At 63.6% G+C, this 21,873-nt stretch carries 16 protein-coding genes; 6 read left to right on the forward strand and 10 right to left on the reverse strand.

Going from position 1 to position 21,873, the window contains the following annotated elements; translation table 11 throughout:
• Window positions 1–252 precede the first annotated feature (252 nt).
• Together P8L30_13700 and P8L30_13705 are read left to right on the forward strand one after the other, a co-directional pair.
• Window positions 253–1,959: an amidase family protein gene (locus P8L30_13700; GenBank protein ID MDG2241252.1), complete on the forward strand. Its 1,707-nt coding sequence runs from the start codon at window positions 253–255 to the stop codon at window positions 1,957–1,959.
• 142 nt (window positions 1,960–2,101) lie between these two features.
• A complete protein-coding gene (locus P8L30_13705; GenBank protein MDG2241253.1) occupies window positions 2,102–2,323 on the forward strand; it encodes a hypothetical protein in 222 nt (73 codons plus the stop codon).
• 112 nt (window positions 2,324–2,435) lie between these two features.
• Here P8L30_13705 and P8L30_13710 read toward each other — a convergent pair whose 3' ends face one another.
• The 7 genes from P8L30_13710 to P8L30_13740 form a co-directional block, all read right to left on the reverse strand.
• Window positions 2,436–4,397 (reverse strand): sulfatase-like hydrolase/transferase, encoded by a 1,962-nt coding sequence (locus P8L30_13710; protein ID MDG2241254.1) that lies wholly within the window; start codon window positions 4,395–4,397, stop codon window positions 2,436–2,438.
• Between the two features lie 17 nt (window positions 4,398–4,414).
• Window positions 4,415–5,566 (reverse strand): dipeptidase, encoded by a 1,152-nt coding sequence (locus tag P8L30_13715; protein MDG2241255.1) that lies wholly within the window; start codon window positions 5,564–5,566, stop codon window positions 4,415–4,417.
• 84 nt (window positions 5,567–5,650) lie between these two features.
• Complete coding sequence (locus tag P8L30_13720; GenBank protein MDG2241256.1) at window positions 5,651–6,004, reverse strand: type II toxin-antitoxin system VapC family toxin; 354 nt, start codon at window positions 6,002–6,004, stop codon at window positions 5,651–5,653.
• Window positions 6,004–8,253, reverse strand: a complete 2,250-nt coding sequence (locus P8L30_13725) for a DUF5916 domain-containing protein (protein ID MDG2241257.1) — start codon at window positions 8,251–8,253, stop codon at window positions 6,004–6,006. Before P8L30_13725 ends, P8L30_13720 begins: the two co-directional genes overlap by 1 nt.
• A gap of 85 nt (window positions 8,254–8,338) precedes the next feature.
• The gene (locus P8L30_13730) at window positions 8,339–9,583 is read right to left on the reverse strand and encodes a PQQ-dependent sugar dehydrogenase (protein ID MDG2241258.1); all 1,245 of its coding nucleotides are present in this window, start codon (window positions 9,581–9,583) and stop codon (window positions 8,339–8,341) included.
• A 40-nt stretch (window positions 9,584–9,623) separates the two neighbouring features.
• Window positions 9,624–10,934 carry an amidohydrolase family protein gene (locus tag P8L30_13735; protein MDG2241259.1) on the reverse strand — a complete coding sequence of 437 codons (1,311 nt, stop codon included), beginning with the start codon at window positions 10,932–10,934 and terminating at the stop codon, window positions 9,624–9,626.
• Window positions 10,931–13,099 (reverse strand): transferrin receptor-like dimerization domain-containing protein, encoded by a 2,169-nt coding sequence (locus P8L30_13740; GenBank protein ID MDG2241260.1) that lies wholly within the window; start codon window positions 13,097–13,099, stop codon window positions 10,931–10,933. Before P8L30_13740 ends, P8L30_13735 begins: the two co-directional genes overlap by 4 nt.
• Window positions 13,100–13,280: 181 nt before the next feature.
• On the opposite strand from P8L30_13740, the gene P8L30_13745 reads away from it, so the two are divergent.
• The 3 genes from P8L30_13745 (at window position 13,281) to P8L30_13755 (ending at window position 18,471) form a co-directional block, all read left to right on the forward strand.
• Complete coding sequence (locus tag P8L30_13745) at window positions 13,281–16,499, forward strand: hypothetical protein (GenBank protein MDG2241261.1); 3,219 nt, start codon at window positions 13,281–13,283, stop codon at window positions 16,497–16,499.
• A 73-nt stretch (window positions 16,500–16,572) separates the two neighbouring features.
• Window positions 16,573–16,995: a hypothetical protein gene (locus P8L30_13750; GenBank protein ID MDG2241262.1), complete on the forward strand. Its 423-nt coding sequence runs from the start codon at window positions 16,573–16,575 to the stop codon at window positions 16,993–16,995.
• A gap of 6 nt (window positions 16,996–17,001) precedes the next feature.
• Window positions 17,002–18,471 carry an alpha/beta hydrolase gene (locus P8L30_13755; protein MDG2241263.1) on the forward strand — a complete coding sequence of 490 codons (1,470 nt, stop codon included), beginning with the start codon at window positions 17,002–17,004 and terminating at the stop codon, window positions 18,469–18,471.
• Between the two features lie 113 nt (window positions 18,472–18,584).
• Here P8L30_13755 and P8L30_13760 read toward each other — a convergent pair whose 3' ends face one another.
• Both P8L30_13760 and P8L30_13765 read right to left on the reverse strand, forming a co-directional pair.
• Complete coding sequence (locus tag P8L30_13760) at window positions 18,585–18,785, reverse strand: hypothetical protein (protein ID MDG2241264.1); 201 nt, start codon at window positions 18,783–18,785, stop codon at window positions 18,585–18,587.
• Between the two features lie 150 nt (window positions 18,786–18,935).
• The gene (locus P8L30_13765) at window positions 18,936–19,139 is read right to left on the reverse strand and encodes a hypothetical protein (GenBank protein MDG2241265.1); all 204 of its coding nucleotides are present in this window, start codon (window positions 19,137–19,139) and stop codon (window positions 18,936–18,938) included.
• 172 nt (window positions 19,140–19,311) lie between these two features.
• Between P8L30_13765 and P8L30_13770 the strand changes: the two genes are divergently transcribed.
• Complete coding sequence (locus P8L30_13770; GenBank protein ID MDG2241266.1) at window positions 19,312–19,896, forward strand: phosphatase PAP2 family protein; 585 nt, start codon at window positions 19,312–19,314, stop codon at window positions 19,894–19,896.
• A gap of 53 nt (window positions 19,897–19,949) precedes the next feature.
• Here P8L30_13770 and P8L30_13775 read toward each other — a convergent pair whose 3' ends face one another.
• Window positions 19,950–21,617: an amidohydrolase gene (locus P8L30_13775; protein ID MDG2241267.1), complete on the reverse strand. Its 1,668-nt coding sequence runs from the start codon at window positions 21,615–21,617 to the stop codon at window positions 19,950–19,952.
• Between the last annotated feature and the right edge of the window lie 256 nt (window positions 21,618–21,873).

Consider the following 21,873-nt stretch of genomic DNA (forward strand, 5'->3'; position numbering starts at 1 on the left):
ACCACGTGCGTCACCGAATGCTCTAAGGAAGAGCTACACTGCCCTGAGCCGGGCTCGCGCCGCAAGGGCAGCCACTCTCGAGCGGGTGGAGTGATTCCGCTTCTCCGCGCTCACCTTTAGCAGCCACCGTTCTGTCAAGCCAACTGAAGATGTCACGCGTGCCCTCGGGCTTGCTGGTCGCACGTGTTGGCCTTCATCATTCTCTCCCCGACCGCCTCGGTCCGGGTCGTCATCGCTGTCTTGGAGCTATCTATGACACGCATCGCCCATCTCGCCCTCATGTGGGTTTCCCTGGGGTCCATCGCCGCGTGTGCGGTAGAGCCCGCGCCGCCGTCTGACTTCACGGTCACGGAATCCTCCATTCCGGAGCTTCAGGGATTGATGGCGTCGGGAGCGTTGACCTCGCGTGAGTTGGTGGTGCACTACCTCACCCGGATCGCTGTGTACGAGGACAGGCTGAACGCTGCCGTGTTCGTGAACCCGAACGCAATCGCGGAGGCCGAGGCATTGGATGCCGAGCGGGCCGCGGGTAGGGTGCGGGGGCCACTCCACGGAATTCCCGTTGCCCTTAAGGACAACATCCAGACTACCCACCTCCCCACAACAGGAGGTGCGCTGGCGTTTGCGGACTATGTGCCGCCCTTTGAAGCCACCGTCACCCGCAATTTGCGCGACGCCGGCGCCATCATCATCGCAAAGGCCGGCCTGACCGAATTCGCCAACTTCATGGCGGGTTCGCCCAACCAAATGCCCGGCAACTACAACGCACTCACAGGCTTCGGCTTCAACCCCTACGACCCAAGGCGGGATCCACGACCGGGTCGCTTCGACGGTCGTCCGGTGCTGAATACGGGCGGATCGAGTTCGGGAATCGGGACCGCAGCGAGTTTTTGGCAGGGCAACGTCGGCACGGACACTGGCGGATCAATCATCAGCCCCGCAAACGCCACCATGCTGGTTGGCATTCGGCCCACATTGGGTCGACTCAGCCGGTGGGGAATCGCGCCGGTTACGCTCGACCACGACATGGCGGGGCCCATGACGCGCTCCGTGGCCGATGCGGCCGTGATGCTGGGCGCACTGGAGAGTGCTGAAGCAGATCCCAACGATCCGGCCACCGGTGTGTGCGCACCTCCGCCCGGTCGCGACTACACTCCGCACCTTGTTGCGGACGGACTGCTCGGCGCCCGCATCGGTGTTCCGCGCGCGTATTACTACGATGCGATCACTGTAGCCGGTCGGTCGATGGGCGGCCTGAATGCGGATGGCGCCGCACTCATGGCTCAGGCCATCGCTGCGTTGGAGGCTGCGGGTGCCGTCATTGTTGATCCCGCTGACGTGCCCAGCTTCGTCGATCCCGATCCTCAGAACAACTTTGCCGTCTGGGATATTTGCGTTGGAGGCGAGCAGGCCAAAGGGGCGGATCAGGAGTGTACCATCAACTTTAAGTACGGGATGAAGCGTGACTTCAACGACTGGCTGGAGGGCCTAGGGGATTCCGCGCCGGTGAAAACGCTCACGGAACTGCGCGAGTGGAATCTGGCCCACCGCGAGGCCGGCTCGATGAAGTACGAGCAGTCGCGCTTCGACATCTCGGACGAGATGGACCTAGAAGGTGATCGCGCCCGCAACGAGGTCGATATGGCCAAGGATGTGCTCCTCAGTCGCACCCGCGGAATCGATGCCGTTCTTGAAGAGCACAACCTCGATGCGATCCTCACACCCTCCAGCATGGGCGCCGGACTCGCCGCTCGGGCCGGAACTCCGATCATTGTGGTGCCGTTCGGGTTTGTGTCGAGAGCGGGCGATTCGTCGTTTCCCGAAGGATTCGACCCTAACCCAGCACCCTTCGGCGTGGGCTTCAACGGCGCGGCTTGTAGCGAGCCCCGCCTGATCGAGCTCGCCTATGCGTTCGAACAAGCCACACGAGGGAGGGTGCCACCACCGTTGTTTCCGTGACTATGGCGAGTCAATCGGCCCAAGGGCACAGGTGGCGTTGGTACTGGGCCGTCTACGACATCATGGGGTCGTTTCTACCTAGGGATTCCAACGATATTCCGATGACTAGGATGCGATGAGCCCCCACCCCCAGGGACGATTCATGCGACGATTGTCCGTTGTGATTGCCTGTTTTGCCTTCGCGCTTCCGCTTTCCTCGGCTCTGGAAGCACAGGACATGCCGCCCGCCTCGATCGAGATTCCGCCGCCAGGTGAGATCCAGGAGTTGGTTGTCCGTGACGGATCGCGGTCGTCGGTGCCGGAATCGGCCCAGTCAGTGTTCGAGAAGTGGGTCAGTCCCATATACCGGACGCCGGCCCGGTAAAACGCGCGCAGAGCCCCAAGCGAGTTCTCAATCACATGCCCACCCTCGATCCCTAAAAGGGAGGCGATCAAGGGGGAGGTGAATCGATTCCGGCGGGAGTCAGCACGGAGCCTTAAGCCCCCTCCACCACGATCTCGTCCACGAAGATCCAACCGGTATCGCCCGCACCGACATGCCAATCGGGCAGGATGGCCCGGTTGGCGGCCACCACCCGTATGTACCGCACGGGTCCGCCGCCGACGTCGACGGACAGAAGCCGCGCCTCCACCGTCGTGTCCGGCTCCGGCGTCACGGTGAGCGTGGGGAGTGACCGCCAGTCTTCGCCGTCTGCCGAAACGCTCACGGAGAGGCTTCTGGGCAGCAGAATCCACGCGGACTGAACCTGCAGGCAGTCCACACCCACCCGCGAAACGGAGCGCGCTTCTCCCAGATCGAGCGCGACGGCGAGATCGACACCGTCGAAGGCGAGCCAGCGTCCGTCACGGAAGTCGCCGGAGCCTGCCCGGCCGTCCACCAAGGCCCCTGAGCCCGCGCCTGCATAGCGCGGGTCCGAGTCCGTCGCGCTCATCACCGTCGCCCCGACACCCAGATGCTCGATAGTGTCCGGCCTGCCGAGAGAGCGCCTGCCCGGGGGGCGAACCTCGGTCCCGGTTTGCTGCGTGAGCCGATCGCCCAAGGCCGCGCGGGCCCGCTCGCCCATCGCGTCGAGGCGAGCTACAACGTCCGGATGCTCACCCGAAACGTCGACCGACTCGCCGATGTCGGCGTCGAGGTCGTAGAGCGCGGCCGGCACAGTCGGGAAGGCATACGGGCCGGGGTGTCCGTCCATCCCTGGCTCCACGCCCGAGTAGGATCGCGTCCGGTGTTCGAAGACACGCTTGAAGCGGCCTTCGCGTACAGCCCGGAGCTCGCCCGTATAGAAGAACCAGAACTCGGTGCGCGGGTGTGCCGACGGATCGCCCTTCAGTAGCGGTAGGATGTCCACGCCGTCGATCGGATGCTCGGGGAGCGCAGCGCCAGTGATGGCCGCCACCGTCGGCAGGACGTCGATTGTCGAGGCCATCTTCGTACAAACCGAGTCAGGCGCGATGTAGCCGGGCCAACGCATGATGGCCGGCACGCGCGGTCCGCCTTCTAACGCCGTGCCCTTGCCTTCCCGCAGCGGCCCCACGGATCCCGCGTGGTTCCCGTAGTTGAGCCACGGGCCATTGTCGCTCGTGTAGATCACGAGGGTATCCTCGGCGACGCCGTTCCGGTCGAGCGCCTCCAGCACCTGACCCACAGACCAGTCGATCTCCTGGATCACGTCCCCGTACATGCCCTGCTCACTCGTGCCTCGGAACTTGTCCGACACACCGAGCGGCACGTGGGGCATCGAATGGGCGAGGTAGAGGAAGAACGGGCCATCGGAAGCGCGGTCGATGAAGCTCACGGCACGTTCCGTGTAGCGCGTCGTCAGTTGGTCCTGGTCCGCGAGTTCGTCGATAGTCTCCACAACCTCGGATCCGTCGATGAGGGGCAGCGGTGGATACTGGCTCTTGTTGCCCTCCCCCACGGGCACACCGTCGTAGTCGACCGGCCACATGTCGTTTGAGTACGGAAGGCCGAGGTACTCGTCAAAGCCTTGGCGCAGCGGCAGAAACTCGGGTCCGTGCCCTAAGTGCCACTTCCCGACCGCCGCGGTGGCGTAGCCAAGCGGCTTGAGGAGCTCCGCAAGGGTCACCTCGTCTTCGTGCAGCCCCACTTGGGACCCTGGGCTCAACGCCCCAAAAATCGACACCCGCGGCGCGTAGCATCCGGTCAGGAGCGACGCCCGCGACGCCGAACACACACCCTCCGACGCGTAGAAGTCCGTGAAGCGCATGCCTTCGGAGGCTAGGCGGTCCACATGCGGCGTTTGGAAGCCTTCAGCGCCGTACACCCCGAGGTCCGCGTAGCCCTGATCGTCTGTGAAGATCAGCACGATGTTCGTCGGACGCCTGCCGGGGGCGCACGCGGTGATCCAGCCGGGTACGGTCAGCGCGAGGCCGGCGGCTCCGGTGTTTCTCAGGAACTCTCTGCGGGTGGGTGTCACGGCGGGCTCCGGAGGGGCTACCGCCCCCGATCCATCTCCTCGATCGTCCTCGTAGACGGCGAGCGCTCCCGGCGGAGCCGCATTGCCGTCGCTTCACTCTGCCGTAGCACACGGAGCAGGTTCTCCCCCGCGAGTTTCCCGAGGTCCTCGTCGGACCATCCGCGGCGCGCCAATTCCATGAAGAGCGCCGGGAAGGTGGAGACGTCTTCGAGGCCGTCGACGTAGGACGGAATCCCGTCGAAGTCGGAGCCTAGGCCGACGTGGTTGATCCCCGCGACGTCCCTGATGTGCTCGATGTGGTCAGCCACATCCGAGATGGAAGCAATGGAGTCCTGGACGTCGAGGTACGGCGGGAAGAAGACCTGCATCACGACGCCGCCGTTGCCCGGCATCCGTTCCAGGATCGAGTCCGGGACATTGCGGGGGTGATCGGCGAGCGCCATCGCACCTGCGTGCGAGAAGATGACGGGCGCTTCGGCGACGTTGAGCGCGTCGCTCATTGTCGCGGCCGACGTATGCGCCAGATCCACGAGCATACCCAGTCGGTTCATCTCTCGAACCACCTCCTCGCCGAACGGGGAGAGCCCGTTCTGCACGACATCGTCGGTGCCAGAATCCGCCCAGTCGGTGTTCGAGAAGTGGGTCAGTCCCATATAACGGACGCCGGCTCGGTAGAACGCACGCAGAGCACCGAGAGAGTTCTCAATGACATGCCCGCCTTCGATCCCGAGCATCGACGCGATCTTTCCCTCCCCGAAAACGCGCCGGATGTCCGACGCGCTGCCCGCGAACTCGAGCTCGTCCGGATACGCCTCGATAATCCGATGCGCGATATCGATCTGCTCGAGCTGCTGTTTTGCTGGTGCCGGGTCTGCGACGTCGACGTGCACGGACCAAAACTGCGCGCCGACCATCCCCGTCCGTAACCGCGGGAGGTCGGTATCCCCCTCGGTCCTCTGCCTCAGATCATAAAGACCGACATCCCCATCTGCGGTCTTGATGTCCCGAATCTTGCCGGGGAGGTCGTTATGCCCGTCGATAAGCGGGACACGAGACAGGATGCGCTCGACTCGCTGTTCGAGGCTCTCCTGTGCGTAGACGGGTGCGGCCAGCGCGGCAAGCGCCGTAACCGTGAGCGCGATTGCAGTCGCTCTTCGTGATCGCTTCAAAGGGCCTCCTAGTCGGGGGCGCAAGAATGATTCTCCTCGAACCGCGGTGCAAGCGGAGTGCGCTCGAGCCGGAGGGGCTGCTACCTAGGCGAGCGGTACCGCGACCCCGGGGGCGGCTTCCAATATCTGGTGGTCCTCGGTGACCAGCGGCGTACCGAGGGCCCGCGCCAGCACCACGAACTCTGCATCGTAGGCGCTGAGCCCCAGGTCGAGCGCGGACCGAAAGACCGCAGCTCCGTCCACAGCCGCCACCCGGTCCGCCAGAATCCGTCCGGCATCATCCAGCATACCGAGCGCATCATCCGCGTCGAGCAAGCCTCCCCGCACGGACCCCACGAGAACGTTCCGTAGCTCACTGAGGAGAATCGCCGGAGCAGGCGCCTCGCAGCGACGAACACGAAGGCCCCGAGCGGAGGACCGCTCGGAGCCTTCGCGCATCAAAAGATCAGCAGGCGCGTCACTTTTAGTGTCACGAAGCGCTCGAGCACCCCACCTCCGTTCATGCCCCGCCGCTCCGTGTAGAGCAGAAACAGATCGCTGAGCGGAGCATGGATCAGATTCGCGCGCAGGTTGGTGACCATCTCGTCCGTCTCTGCGTTGAGCTGGACGAACGCAGCGAAGCTCAGCGTGGTCGAGACCGCGTATTTCAATCGACCTGCGTAGACATCAACCGAGAATTCGTTGCCACCCAGCGTCAGGTTGTTGCGAGCTACTACCACTTCCGCGGTCACACCTGGCCCCGGCTGCCAGCGTGCGGACCCACTGAAGCTGACTCGGTCTCCGCCAAAGTATCCGCCACCCGACACGGACAGAGATCCGGACAACTCCTTTCCGCGGCTCGACGAGTAACGCACAGAGCCCTCTGTGAAGTCGTAGTCGCCTACCGGCACGGCCGTGCCGGAGATCGTGAACGGCGTCGTGATGCGCTCGAATCGATCCGTATAAGTGAAGTTGACCGACGAGCGATCGTCAAAACTGAGGCCGAGCCCCGCCCGTTGCTCCCGCGACTCGAGCTCGGCGAACAGGTTGGTCGTGAAGGTGGTTTGGACGTAGGGATTGAACTCCAAGAGACGTGAATCCGCGAGGCGCTTGTGGACGCCTACGGTCGCGTATCCTTCACGGATCCCCTTTCGACGCACGAATCCCATGCCGGGCGCGAAGTCGTCCCCGATGCGTCGAACGGACGCGGCCACGTTCCAGAACCGGTCCCGCCAGCCGACTGCCAGGCGGGCCGCCTCATCGTCCACCGAGCCATCCCGAGACGCCGCCCCATACGCGTTCACGAACAAGTTGCCCAGGAGACGCAGGTTCGTATCGAACCCGACCGTCCGATTGGAGCCACCCGCCCCACCGACGCCCGTGTCCTGCCGGTTCGTGAAAATCACACCGACGTCTGAACGACCGAAGACACTCCGTCGGAGCCTTACGACGCTGAAGTTCTCAGCCGCTTCGCCATCGAACATCTCACTCTGGATGTTGAGAAGACCGACCTCCATCTCGCCGATTCTCCCCGTGAGACGTGCACCGCCCGTGAGCGGCACCGGTGTGCCTCCACGAAGTCCGATCTGGCGAGAATGGAAGAGCGTAAAGTCCCGAAACGACGTATTGGAACGCGGCACACCAGGCACTCGGCTCACGTCGCCGAAGGAGAACGTTCCAGAATTCTCCAAGAAGAACTCTCGCTGCTCCGGGAAGAAGAGCGGGAAGCGCGTCAGGTTCACCTGCTCCGCGTCGGCTTCGACCTGTGAGAAGTCGGTCCGGTACGTGAGGTCGAGCGTGAGGTTCGGCGTAATGCCGTACTTCAGGTCGAGCCCGGCATCGGCTTCTGCACCGCGCAGGTCCTCCGCGAGCGTGGCGCCACTCCCACTCGCAGTCAGCGCGAACGGCTTTACGGTCAGGTTGTTGCCCGCAGGCAGACGTCCCAATCCCTTCAGGGTCCCAGCACTCGACATCAGGAAGATCCGATTTCGGCGGTCCAGCGGCGCCCAGTACGTCACCTCGTTCTTGCGACGCACCCGCCTCAAGATGTTCAGCCCCCACGACTGATTCTCGATGCTCGGATCGAAGCGCAGCGAACGCCACGTAATGGACATCTCCATCGTCCAGCCGCGCTCGTGCTGCGTGGTTCGCACATCGACGACACCGTTCCACCCGTAGTCGCGCGATCGTCCGTCGTCGAAGCCCTGCCCGTCCTTCAGGCCGCCCATCGGGTTCACGAAGAACAGGAACGAGTTCCGTCGATCCAGGAACGTGTCGAAGGCGAGGCCGAGCGCGTCCATCTCTTCAAAGAGGATGCCCGGGGCGTCTCGCTCCAGGCTCTTCGTGATCATCGCGGACGGGTCCGAGTCGTACATGTTCGCCCCGATGTACAACTTTTCGTCATCGTATCCGAAGAAGACCTCGGTGTTCTCCGTGCCCGGGGCGCCGTCGTTCGGCTGCGCTTGTACGAAGTCCGTGATCGGAGTGAGTGTGGCCCAGTCCGCTTCATCGAGGCGGCCGTCAATCTGGATCCCGGAGATGCGCTTCGCGGTGATTTCAGGACGAGGAAGGGACTCGAGCTCGGACGGGATTGATTGAGCTGAAACGGGAGATGCACACAGACCCGCAGCTAACAGGGTGGGCAGCGCGGCACTCGCGAGGCGCGAACACTGGAGACGAAAAAAGCACAGACGAATCAGGATATCCACCCTGGCTATGTAGTCGGGACACAAAAACGGCCGGCGCGCTAAAATCACACGTCGGCCGCGATTGGTCGATAGGCTGCCGGCAGCGCTACCGTCGCCCAGCCGGCTCCATCCGGAGAATCGCTGTGGGCGGACCGTCTACCCAACGCTCGCCGCCGTCCAGTGCGAGATAAATGGCGCCGTCCGGGCCCTGAGCCACATCTCGAATCCTACCGATGTCCTGAAGCAGGACCTCTTCGCGCGAGACCTCTTGCCCGTCGAGGCGCATCCTGACCAGCCGCTGGCCACTTAATCCCCCCGCGAGCATGTCCCCTTTCCACTGCGGAAACATCTCACCGGTGTAGACGAGCATACCGCTGACCCCGATGGATGGGACCCACACGTGCGTGGGTGGCTCCATCCCCTTCATGAGCGTGCCCTGGTGAATGGCGGCGCCCGAGGTGTAGTTGACCCCGTAACCCACTACGGGCCAACCGTAGTTCAGCCCGGGCCGAATGAGGTTCAGCTCGTCTCCGCCCTGGGGGCCGTGTTCGTTCAGCCAGACATCGCCCGTCTCAGGATGAACAACTAAGCCCTGTGCGTTCCGATGGCCGATCGTCCAAATCTCCGGAAGTGCTCCGGGGCGGTCTACGAAGGGATTGTCTGCCGGGACTCGCCCGTCGTCGTGCACCCGTACGGTCGAGCCGTTGTGGTTCGACAAATTCTGCGCCGGATGAGCGCTGAGGTCCCCATAGGAAGGCCACTGCCGATCGCCCAACGTGATGAAGAGGTAGCCGTTACCGTCGAAGGCGAGTCGTCCGCCCCACATAGAACTGCGCTCACTCCCGTTTCCGTCCGCGGAAGCGTGAAAGACCTCTTCGACCTCAGAGAGGCGATCGTTCTCGAAGCGTCCGCGCACGACGGCGAGGCTTCCCAGAGAATCCGCGCCCGGCTTCGTGTAGCTGAGGTAGAGGAGCCGATTCGACGCAAAGTCGGGGTGAAGCACGACATCCCGCATGCCTGCTTGTTCGAGCCCATTCATCGACATCGCACCCTGCCCCAGCGCTAGGATGTCGGGTAGGCCCTGGACCGGCTCCGGCAACAGCACTCCGTCCCGTACAATCCTGAGGCGTCCGGGCCGCTCGGTGACGAGCAGGTCGCCCTCCGGGGTGAAGGTGATCTTGAACGGGTTCACGAGCCCGTTCACGACCTCGACCAGGCGGAAGTCATGGTACGCCGTCTGGACGACTTCGTCGTCGACCGATGCCTCGCCGGCGCTCTGCGATTCCGGTGGCGCACTACACGCGGCTAGAACCACGGCCACGACGGCTCCCAATTCGATGGATCGCCTCATCATTCTCCTCCGGGTGATGTCATTCTCACACGAGCCAGCACTACCGATACACCGTTCCGCCCTTCACTACGTGCTCCACATACCCGAGCACGTTGATGTCGAAGAGCGGATTCCCCCTCACGACGAGGATGTCCGCAAGCTTTCCAGGTTCGATCGTGCCCAAGTCGTTGCCGCGGCGGATGATCTCAGCACCGGTCTTGGTCGCCACCGAAATGGCCTGCAGCGGAGTCATGCCACTGTCGACGAGCGCCGAGATTTCCCGCCAGGCAGATTCGGTATGGAAGTTGAGCGGACTTCCGGAGTCCGTGCCCATCCCCATGACGGCGTTCGCGTCGATGAATTGGCGGGCCGCCACTTCGCTCTTTCGAGTTTGCTGGGCCGTCGTGCGGAAATAGGACAGCCGGTGGAAATCCTCGAAGGACCGCTGAAACTCCTCGTACAACGAGGGCGGTAGCGTCTCCCGCAGCCGGATGTCCTGCAGTCGCTCGGGGAAATCGATGGTCGCCTGAAAGACCCAGGGCCGGTGTGCGATGGTCTGCACGACGGGGGTGCCGCTATGGGCGATCTCCATTACTAGATCTTCCGGGTAAGGCGCATTCCCCGCGGAGCCCGCGTGTTGGATGACGTCGACACCAGCGCGCAGTGCCGCCCGGATAGCCTCAGGCGCATAGAGGTGACTATGCACCTGAAGCCCTCTCGAGTGAGCGGCCTCCACGACAGCGCGCATCGATTCTTCGGACATCGCAGCCCACGTCTTGATGACATCGACACCGGCGTCCGCCAACTCGTGTGTGACTCGGGCCGCATCTTCCGGATTCGTCACGACGTGTTGGAAGTAACCCGGGAAGCCGCCCCACGCGCGACCGGCAATCCAAGGGCCGCTCACGAGCAGTCGAGGGCCTGGGAGTTCTCCTTCATTTATTCGATCCCGCACGCCGACGATCTCCAGTGGCGCACCGAGGTCTACCGCAGTGGTAACTCCAGCCATGAGAAGCTGCTCAGCCGCGATCGCGAGCATCTTCTCCTTCTCCGGCGTGAAGAACGGGAAGTAGTCCGAGTACTCCCCGTGGCCGAGAAACATCGTGTGGACATGAAGGTCGATCAGTCCGGGCATCATCGTCATGCCGCGCGTGTCGATCACGCGTGTGCCAGCCGGAATCTCCACCTGGTCCGACCGACCTACCGCGACGATGCGATCGCCCTCGATGAGCACAGTGGCGTTGTGGATGGCCGGCGCCTCGTAGCCGTCGAGCAGCATGCCGCCAACCAAGGCGAGCTGCTGGGCGCCCGCAGGCCGCACGGCCGAGAAGAGCAGAATGGCGACCCCAAGGGCGCCGCGCAGGGACCTCAACTAATCACCCTCGTCGTCGCAGCGCGGGCGACCGTTCCAGCCTCTGTCAGCGCCAACGTGACTCGCTCGAGCGCCTCGACCAGCATGCCGGCCTGGGTCCGCGCAACCTCCCACGCCCCGTCTTCCATCGGCTCGCGCACGCCGGGAAGGGTCTTGGCTGCATACCCTTCATAGTAGCCCGGGGCATAGATCAAGTTGCGATACCAGGGTCGGCGCCAAAGACCGCGTTCGTCGATCATGTCGCGCTCGGCGCGCATGATGAGTGCATTGACCTGGTCCACCGCACTCCGGTTCTGCTCGGCAGACGCGGCGGCGCCGCCTAGCAAGCGGGCCAGGACACCGTTCGTCTCGGTGGCGGCCACACGCATCGCCGCATTGGCCGCACCGATCTCTCTGAGCTCGTCGCGGAGGAGCCCGCCCTCATCCATCGCCACGAGCTCGTCCACATATCCGGCGATTACACCCGACGCACTGGTGAAATCGAAGGGTAGTATGTCCGCGTTCGCCAGTCGCATAACCATTCGGCCCACCATATCCGCCTGAGCCACTCCGTACTTGTATCCGGGGTCACCGAAGCGCTGGTAGTAGTAGTACGTGTCGTAAAGCGAGTGGTAGATGCCGTTGGCGCTTCCGTATCCAACGTTGAGCGACGGCACACCAAGATGGTCAAGGAAGACCGTATAGTCCGACCCGGACCCCAACGCACCGAGCCGCAAGGCTTCACCCGGTTGCTGACCCTGCCAGGCATCAAAGAGCGTCGCTGCCTCTGGGTGGGGCGCGTCCTTCGACGTCTCGATCATGAAGCGCTCGAGGGAATGGTTCCCGGCAGCACTCCAATTCCCGGAGGTGTAAGACTCCCGGTTGATGTAGACGACCATGTTCTCCTTCAACTCGTCGGCGAACTGCTCCCCCCACTCCGTGGATCCGAGTAGGAAGAAGTCCTCACCGCCCCAACTTCCGAACACGATGCTTCGGCGTGGCTGGAAGCCCTCCGCCACGGCTGCGGCCACACCGCGCGCCGTCTCCAACAGCGACACCGCACCGCTCGTCGGGTCGCGCGCACCCAAGACCCAAGAGTCCCGATGCCCACCCGCAAGCACGAACTTCTCGGGCTCAACGGAGCCGACCACCTTCCCAAAGACGTTCCACACCGGCCGTTCCTGATAGTCGTATTCGACATCGATCTCGATGCGCGCCGGCCCGGGTCCCATGTGGTACGCTAGGGGCAAACCGCCCTGCCACTCCGCGGGCACGAGGTCGCCGCCGACGTGTTCGAGGATCTTGAGGGCTTCCCCATACGAGATCGGCTGGACCGGGATCTTCTGAACGTTCTCCGCATCTTCAAACGCGATGCGCTCGACGCCTGGGATCGAAGGCTCGAAGGGTGTCAGTGGGTCCCCCGGGTAGATCGGCACGTCGAGGAAGCTCCCTCGTTGAATGCCCTCCCAGGGACGCCAACGGCCTTCCGGGTAGATGTCGCCCCGCACGTAGCCGTCGTCTTCCGGGTCGGAGTAGATCACAACCCCCACCGCCCCTCGCTTCGCCGCCTCGCGCACCTTCATGCCGCGCATCTGGCCCGGAGTGCCTCCGTAGCGCACGAGCACGATCTTGCCTTCGAGTGAGACCCCCAAGTCGTCCAGGTGCCGATAGTCCCCGATCCGGCCGTAGTTGGCGTAGATCACATCGCCTTCCGCCCGCCCTGACGCGACGTACGCCGCCATTCCCGGGAGCCCACCTTCCACGTACGAATCGGGGTCCTCCGGAATCGGCGGCTCCGTCACGGCCAGCTCGATCGTCTCTGGGTAGACGAGTCGCAAACTCAGATCGACCGGCCACGGCACGAGAATGTCGTAACGGACCATCTCGGTCTCGAAGCCGAAGCCATCCCAGATGTCCCGCAGATACGTCGCGAGACGGTAGTTCTCCTCGGTGCCTGCGTGATGAGGCGCCCGCGTCATCGCGAAGTGGTATTCGCGCATCGTCGCGGTGTCGGGCACGGCGGCCATAACACGCTCCCAGCGGAGCTGCTCGGCGGCGCGCTCAGATGTGAAGCCCATGAGGCGCTGCGGCTCCTGACCGGCCAAGCCACATGGGAACGCGACGAGCGTTGCAACAGTGGCCATGAGCACGTGCCTACTGCCCATGCTCTCAAATCCTCGTGGCATACGGACTTCCTCGGTGCGGGCGAACTGCAAGGACCGATGGTGGGGTGAGCGCCGGTACCGCCGCAAGAGCGACTCAGTTCAGGCCCTAACCACACTTTACTAAGCATTGCCCGAAGTCTCGCTGCTCTGCCCATTGAAGGAGAGTTCGTGTAGGCCCACCACTGTACGCAGGAAAATTGCCATGCGCCCGACGCTCCGCGCTCTGTCGTCTTTGCCGCTGATCCTGACACTCGCCGTCCCTGCAGCCGCACAGCAGATCCCCACCGACGCGCTCAGCCAGTTGTCGTTCCGGCATATTGGGCCGGTCGGTAACCGGACCACCTCAATTGCGGGTGTGGAAGGCGATCGCTTCACCTACTACGCAGGCGCGGCAACAGGCGGAGTTTGGAAAACCGAGGACGCGGGCATCCACTGGAAACCGGTCTTCGACGACCAGCCGGTACACGCGATCGGGGCCCTCGCGGTCTCGTCATCCGACCCGGCCATCGTGTGGGTCGGCACGGGTGAGACGTCGATTCGGTCCAACGTCTCTCTCGGGAATGGTGTCTGGAAGTCCACTGATGCAGGAGAGACCTGGGCGCATATGGGACTGGAGGGCACAGGTCGCATCGGAAAGGTCCTCATCCATCCGTCGGACCCGGACATCGTGTACGTCGCGTCCCTCGGCCACTCGCACGGGCCCAGCGCAGAGCGAGGCTTATACCGCACCATGGACGGCGGCGCGACGTGGGAGCTCGTGCTCCACGTGGATGAGAACACGGGTGCATACGAGATGCTCTTCGATCCGACGAACCCTCGGAAGATCCTGGCCACCATGTGGCAGATCGAAATCAACCAGTGGGGTCGAGAAAGCGGCGGTCCTGGCAGCGGCATGTTCATGACCCGGGACGGCGGTGACAACTGGACACGCCTGGAAGGGAGCGAGCTCCCGACAAAACCGGTGGGCAAGATCGGCGTCTGTACTTCACCCGATGACCCTCGGCGCATCTACGCGCTGATCGAGACGGGCGACGGCGTGCCGATCCACGGCGAAGAGACGGACTCCGGTGAGCTGTGGCGGACCGATGATGGCGGCACGACGTGGAGCCTGGTCTCGTACCACCATGACCTGGCCACCCGGCAGGCGTACTACACCCGCTGCGGCGTCGCATCTGACGACAAAGACGAGGTCTACTTTCTGTCGTCCAGCTTCAGCAAGACCCTGGACGGCGGCACGACGCACACGACCACCAACTTCCTCCGTGACAAGTCATCCCCCGGCTGGGACTTCCACGACATATGGATCGATCCCGGCAACGCAGAACGTTTTGCTCTGGCATTCGACGGCGGCGTGGTCATCACGGAAAACCGCGGCGCCTCCTGGTATAGGATCCAACTCCCGATCGCACAGATGTACCACGTCACGGCCGACAATGCGGTGCCGTACAACGTGCTCGGCAACCGGCAGGACGGCCCCTCGTTCCGCGGGCCGTCGAACACCCGTACAGGTGGACTCTGGGCGAACGGCATCATTCCGCGAGGAGACTGGCGTGCCGTGGGCGGTGGTGAGAGCGGCTTCGCAACGCCTGATCCCACAGACCCGAACATCGTCTGGTCGAGCGCTTCAGGCTCCGGCGCACGCGGCGGCATCGTCGTGCGACACAACGTAGAGACGGGTCAGTTCCGCAACGTAGAAGTGTGGCCCATGTCCACCGGCGGATGGCCCGCAGACGGACTTCGATACCGCTTCCAGTGGACCTTCCCTCTGCTCATCTCGCCACATGACAACAACACCATTTACGTGACGAGTCAGGTTGTGCACCGGACCCGCAACGGCGGGCAGAGCTGGGACGTGATCAGCCCTGACCTCACCACGAACGACCTGTCCAAACAAGGCATCAGCGGCGGACTCACGCCGGACAACATCGGCGTCGAGTACTGCTGCGTGATCTATGCCTTCGACGAGTCCCCGGTGCAGGAAGGTGTGCTGTGGACCGGCTCGAACGACGGGATCGTGCAGGTCACCCGCGACGACGGAGCCACCTGGACCAACGTCACGGACAACATCCCGAACCTGCCGGCAGACGGCGTCGTACGCTCCATCGATGCCTCACGTTGGGACGCTGCCAAAGCGTACATCACCATCGAGCATCATCAGGTGGGTGACTTCGCTGCCCGCGCCTACAAGACGGACGACTACGGTGAGAGTTGGACGCAGATCACATCAGGCATCTCGAACATGCCTGTCGACTACACGCGGTACCTGCTCGAAGACCCGGTCAGGCCCGGCCTGCTTTACTTGGGCACTGAGACCACGCTCTACCTGAGCTACGACGACGGAGCGAGCTGGCGCACGTTTATGAACAACATGCCCCCTGCCCCGTTCTACGGGATCTTCGTCCAGGAGCACTTCAACGATTTGGTGCTCGGGACGTACGGCCGGGGCTACTGGATCCTGGACGACCTCGGGCCGGTTCAGCAGCTCGACGCGGAGGTCGCTGCGTCGGGCGCTCATCTGTTCGAAACAAGAGACGCATATCGGTTTCGGCCCGTTACCGAACCCATGATCACGCTTGAAGACTGGGCGAACGGCGAAAACCCACCGAACGCAGCGTCATTGAACTACTGGATTGGTGACGATGCCACGGAGTCGGTGAAGCTGAGGATCGAGGATGCAGCAGGTGACGTCGTCAGGACCCTTGATGGCGGGACAGAACCCGGTGTGAACCGCGCCTGGTGGGACTTCCAGGACGAGCCGGGCACGCAGGTGAAGCTCTGGACCAAGCCACTGTTCGCGAACTGGTTCAGCATGCCCGACGAGGGCTTCAGGTCCGGCGGGCGAGTAGGCGGCATGCTCCAACCACCGGGCACGTACACCGTGACACTCGTGATAGATGGAGAGGATGCGGCCAGTCAGCCCCTCACCGTCTTGAAAGACCCCACATCCGAAGGGTCACTCTCGGACATCCGGACGCAGTACACGCTCATGGACGAGATCAGGGCGGACCAGGAGGGAGCGGCTGCAGCGGTGAATCGCATCGAGTTGATCCGCAAACAGATCGCGGACATCCGGACCGTTGTGGATGAGACCAGCGACGACACCGACGAAGAGTTCGACGCGGCCTCGAGCACGCTTGAGGAGCAGCTGATCGAAGTGGAGTCGTCACTGGTGCAGCTCAAAACCACGGGCGGCGGTGACGGCGTGCGCTGGCCTGCAATGCTGTGGGGACAGCTCAACTACCTGAGGGGAGCCGTCGGTTCAGCGGACTTCCGCCCCACCGACCAGCACGGTGAAGTGCAGGTGATCCTGCGTCAGCAGCTCCGTGACGCGGAGGAGGCGCTGGAAGCATTGCTGGAAACCGCCGTACAAGAGTACAACCGTCTCGTGCTCGCGCGCGGGCTGCCCCCGATTATCACGTGACGTTGTACCACAGTCGCATCGTCCGCATTTTTCAGCATAGACATGTAAACGATTTCGGATCAACGGAGCACGTATGAAGTTCGCCACGAGGCTACTCGCCCGACGCATCGGCACGATATCCGCCCTGCTCATCGCGTTCACGCTTTCTGCAGCCCAGCACGCATCGGCTCAGCCGGCTCCGGAATTCGACCTCACCGGTGAGTGGGTCTTCAACGTCGAGTCTCCGAACGGCCTCGGTGAGCGACAGGTGACCTTCGTTCAAGAAGGCAACAAGCTCACGGGCGAGATCTCGAGCTCCATGGCGAGCGGCGACCTCGAGGGCACGATCGAAGGAGACCAGGTCTTCTTCGTCGCATCCATCTTCATGGATGCCGGCGCGTTCGCGGTCACGTACAAGGCCACCTATCTCGATGGCCAGCTTCGTAACGGCACCATCGACTTCGGCGACTACGGTGGGGGGAGCTTCATGGGGTATAGGAAAGAAGAGGGCGGCTGACCCTTGGTGAGAGGCCATCGTTTCGGGGTATACGCCGTCGCCCTGCTCGGAGTCCTGGCCGTATCACCCATAGCCGCCCAACTGGCTCCAGAATTCCCAACGCTGGCCACCGATCACGCCATTGGCGAGGGCATAACCCAGCCGTGCCTGGACACCGTTGAAGGCGAGGCCGTGTGCGGACGCTTCCGCGTATTGGAAAACCGGGCCGCCCCAGCTGGCCGCACGATCGACGTGGCATTTGTCGTCCTTAAGGCATTAGACGGCGGCGGACGCGCCGACGCCTACACCCAGTTCAATGGCGGTCCGGGGTCTCCCATGACGCCGGCATCCAGCTCTATGGCTCGCCGTCGGGCCGACATCCGAGCGGACCGTGACGTCCTTCTCGTGGATCACCGCGGAACCGGCAACTCGACTCCGCTGGGGTGCAACAACGCCTACCCTACCGGGATGCGGTCGAGGTTCGAGACGGTCATGCCGCTGGACCATGTGGACGGGTGCCGCGACATGTTGTCCCGGCGTCACGACCTCTCGCAGTACACGACGCCGAACGCGATGGACGACTTGGCGGAGCTGTCCGAATGGCTCGGCTACGCACAGCTGAACATCAACGGTGGATCATACGGCACGGTGGAGGCACAAGTCTTCACCCGGCGGCACCCGGACATGGTGCGCACGGTGATTATGAACGGAGTGGCACCACTCCAAGACCGCGTTTATGTCCATCACGCGCGTTACCTGCAGGAGTCCCTCGAGAACATGTACGCGGAATGCGCGGAACAGCCCGAGTGCTCCGAGGCATACCCCGACCTACAAGCGGTCACAGAAGAGGTCCTCCAGACTGCGTCCACCCGGCCCCGCTTGGTTCGTGCTGGAAGCACGAGAGCCCCGTTCCGCATCGGACCCCTGTCGTATGCTCTCCGCGGACTGTTGTACGGCCAGTCGGAGACCGTGCCTGCCCGGATCTACGAAGCGAAAGACGGCAATTGGCAGGCGCTGGCGGACTACTATGTACAGCGGCAGTCATGGGTGGGCACTACCGCCGGTGTGCCCGCGGGATACCACTTCTCAGTCCTGTGCGCGGAAGATATCGACCCGCTTTCGTGGCCCGAGATTGAGGAGGCGTCAGCCGGCACGTTCATGGGTGACTACCTCATCGCCGGCTACAAACGTGCGTGTGAGCGTTGGCCCTCTGCAAAGATGCCGGCGTCCTTCTTCGAACCGGTGACATCAAACAAACCAGTGTTAATCCTGTCCGGCGGCCGTGACCCGGTGACGCCTGTCGGCGGCGGAAACAGGATGGCAGAGCAGTGGCCGAACAACGTCCATGTGGTCGTTCCTAACGGAGGCCACGGTCAAGGCGGTCCATGCATCACGGCGATGCTGGTACACCTCGTTCGCACCGGTTCAGTCAGCGGCATCGATACAAGCTGCGTCCAGAGCCGACCACCCACAGCCTTCGAAATCTCCGTCAGATAAAACCTTGGCGTGACGCCCCTGTCCGGGCGCCCCAAGCTCACCGTACAGCGCTCCCTCCTCGGCCGCGCGGGTCTCCCCGGGGCCACAGGGGCGAGGCCCGGGAAGCGCTGCGATTACGACCCGATCATGACCAACTCGTCCGGGTTGTTGTACGGGAGAGGCCGAAGCACGACCGCGTCCCGCACACTGAACATGGTCGTCGTGGCGCCGATTCCCAGTGCCAGCGTCAGCACAGCAACAAAGGTGAAGCCCGGCGCCCGCTTGAACGACCGCAGCGCAAATCTCAAATCCCGTCCCATCATCGTCACCGTCATCGTCCCTGTGTTGTCCTTCTCATGTATGCGTGCCAGCTCTGCGGCATGTGAACGAGCGCCCCACAAGCTCCGCCTCCCACTCCTGCACACACCGGCCCCGGTAGATCAGTGGCACCGTGCGCGCCCACAGGCGCAGCAGAAGCCGAGGCATCAGCCCTGTGCAGCCGTTCGCGGCGCCGCGCCGGACAAGACCGCGAGACGATCGAGCGCTTCACTCAGAGCCAGAGCACCCACCGCCGTGACGCGGCAGTAGCGCCGGCGCGGCCTGTCTGCAGCCTTCGCGTCTCCGGCCTCCCCCCATTCAGACACCACATAGTCACGCGCCTCCATGCGAGCGAGCGTCGGATCACCCACACTGCCGACCGCTGCATGCGCGTCACAGCCCCAGGCTATGTAGCGTACGTACCAATCGTGCAAAGGGGTGCCCGGTCCTACAAGCGCTTGGGAATCACCCCTTTCTTAGCACGCCCCCTCGTCTTCAATTCGGCGTCACCATCACCATCTGCCGAGATCGGGGTTCGCCAACGTGCTTTTCGGGAAACCACGCTTCCAGTTCGCATCAGCTTGCCTCATCGCCGCGACGGCTCTGTTCGTCTCGCCGCAGCCAGGAGTTGCTCAGCACAATCGGACTGAGGACGTCGGGGACGTGCTCATGGTCGCGGCGCCCGTGGTGGCGCTGGCCAGCACCCTGGTGCTCAAAGAGCACGACGGCGCGCAACAGTTCGTCTTGGGCTTCGTCGCGAATGCGGGCGTCACGAAGGGCCTCAAGTATCTGGTCGATAAGGACCGCCCCGACGGATCAGACCAAAACTCACTGCCCTCCGGCCACACCTCCATCGCGTTCCAGAGCGCGACGTTCTTCCACTTCCGGTATGGACTTCGCTACGCCGTGCCCGCCTACGCGGCGGCGGCGTTCGTCGGGTACAGTCGGATGCACGCGGACAAACACTTCTTCGAAGACGTTCTATTGGGTGCGGCCATCGGTGCGCTCAGCGCGCGGCTCTTCACTGGCTCTCGAGCCGGAGACGGCTCATCAGGGGGTGCCGTGCCCAACTTCGCCGCGACGGTGAACGCTGCGGGCAGGGTCACGGTGGGGTATTCGAGCAGGTAGGGGACCTACGATCGGGCCGACGCCGTACCCGGGCTGCGCTGACCGGCGGGGCGCTATCGCTCCCAGACGACGCGGCCACCCACAACCGTGAGGTCTACGAGCATCGTTTCCAAACACGGGTCGGGGCAGGTCAGGTAGTTCTCGGCGGTCACGACGACGTCCGCGAATTTGCCCACCTCCAAGGTTCCAAGCTCGTCCTCGCTGAAGGTTAGATAGGCGTACGCGGCTGTAGCCGCCCGGAGGGCTTCGAGGCGAGTCACCTTCTGGTCCGCTCCCACGACCCCCGCGCTGATGGTGCCTCGGGTGGTGAAGTGATGGAGGACCCACCAGGGGTCGTAAGGGACAACTGGAGAATCCGTCCCGAGAGAGACGGGCACTTCAGCATCGAGAAACGCCCTCAGTGGCGTGGTCAGGCCAGCCCGGTCCCGGCCCCAATACTCGACCAAACTCGGAGCGGCCAGATAGAGATGGTCCTGGGCCGACACCACGAGTTGGAGTTCCCTCATTCTGGGGAAGTGATCATCCCTTGGAATGAACGCGTGCTCAACGACCCATCGCTCCCCGGTAATTGGGGCGTCGCGGTTAGCTGACTCGTACGCGTCCAGCACCAGGTCGATTGCGGCATCACCCACCGCGTGCGTAGCGACCCGCCATCCGGCGGCGTGAAGTGCACGCACAGATTCGACGAAAGGCTCTCGCGGGACGGTCTGCAGGCCATAGAACGTCCCACCCTCACCCCACGGTTCTTCGTAGGGATCCCTCATCAGCCCCCCTTCGAAGCCACCGTCTACACCGAGTTTGACGCCACCCATCTTCAGCCATGCGTCTCCCTCATCGGGATCTGGCCAGTCCTCCATGGCCTCCGCCAGTTGCTCGGGTAACCCCGACCGAGGTGCGCGCATGAGCACTTCGACTCGGAGATTGAGCCGACCTTCATCGCGTAGGCGTTGCAGTGACGCGTATTGGGCAGGCGACGTCCCCGGATGGCGGATGCTCGTGAGACCGCGGCTGTTCAAGATGCGATGAGCCGCTTCTTGTTCGTCGAGGACCGCATCCGGACCGGCTGGAGAGGGCGACGGCAAGGAAACGAAGTCCTTCGCTCGGTCCACCAGTTCGCCATTGAGCCGCCCATCGTCATATCGCCCGATGCGGCCGCCAGCCACGTCATCGGTCGACTCGTCGATCCCCCATCGATCCAGAGCAGCGCTGTTCAGAATGAACTCGTGACCTCCGCGGACGACCACGACGGCCTTGTTGGGCGCGGCTCGATCAAGGTCGTCCCTGTAGGGTAGCCGCTGCTCGGCCAGCTGCCCCTCGTGCCAGTCACTGTTGGTGACGACAACTCCGCCTGGGTCGGTTCCCTCAGCCCGCTCACGAATCGCGTCGAGCACGTCTTCCACGGACCGGGCCCGAGAGAGGTCGACACCGGGCCCGCCGCCGATCGAGTGAAAATGGTTATCGGCAAGCCCGGGGATCACCGAGCGTCCGCTCAGTTCAACGACCCGAGTATCGGGCCCGATGAGCCTCCTGACTTCGGACTCGTCTCCCACGGCCACGATGCGTTCGCCCCTGATGGCCAGTCCCTCCGCGACCCTCTGAGAGGCCACAGTCACGACCGAACCTCCCACGAAGACGAGATCGGCAGGTTCAGGGCCTGCGCATGCTGCGAGCAGAGTGGCCAGGCCAAGCACGGTGAGTCGGCCACATACGGAGTCGAGCATCCAAGGCTCCAGATCGCGCGGGAAAGGCCGGCCTCATGGCCAACCCGCTCATAGTACGCTCCGGAGGCGAAGCCGGTCTACAGTGGACACGCCATCCGAGGATCGCCGTCCCGGAGCCCTAAGCCTGCCGGGTCCACTTCAGCAGAGTCGGCAAGTTCGGCGGCTTGCCCTACATAAGCAGTCTGACGCGGACAATCTTGACTGCGGCCCACAGGGAGGCGTACGCGCCTGCGATCCCGAGAGCGATCGATACCCA

It is taken from the genome of Longimicrobiales bacterium, from assembly GCA_029245345.1.
Lineage (GTDB): Bacteria > Gemmatimonadota > Gemmatimonadetes > Longimicrobiales > Gaopeijiaceae > CALFPJ01.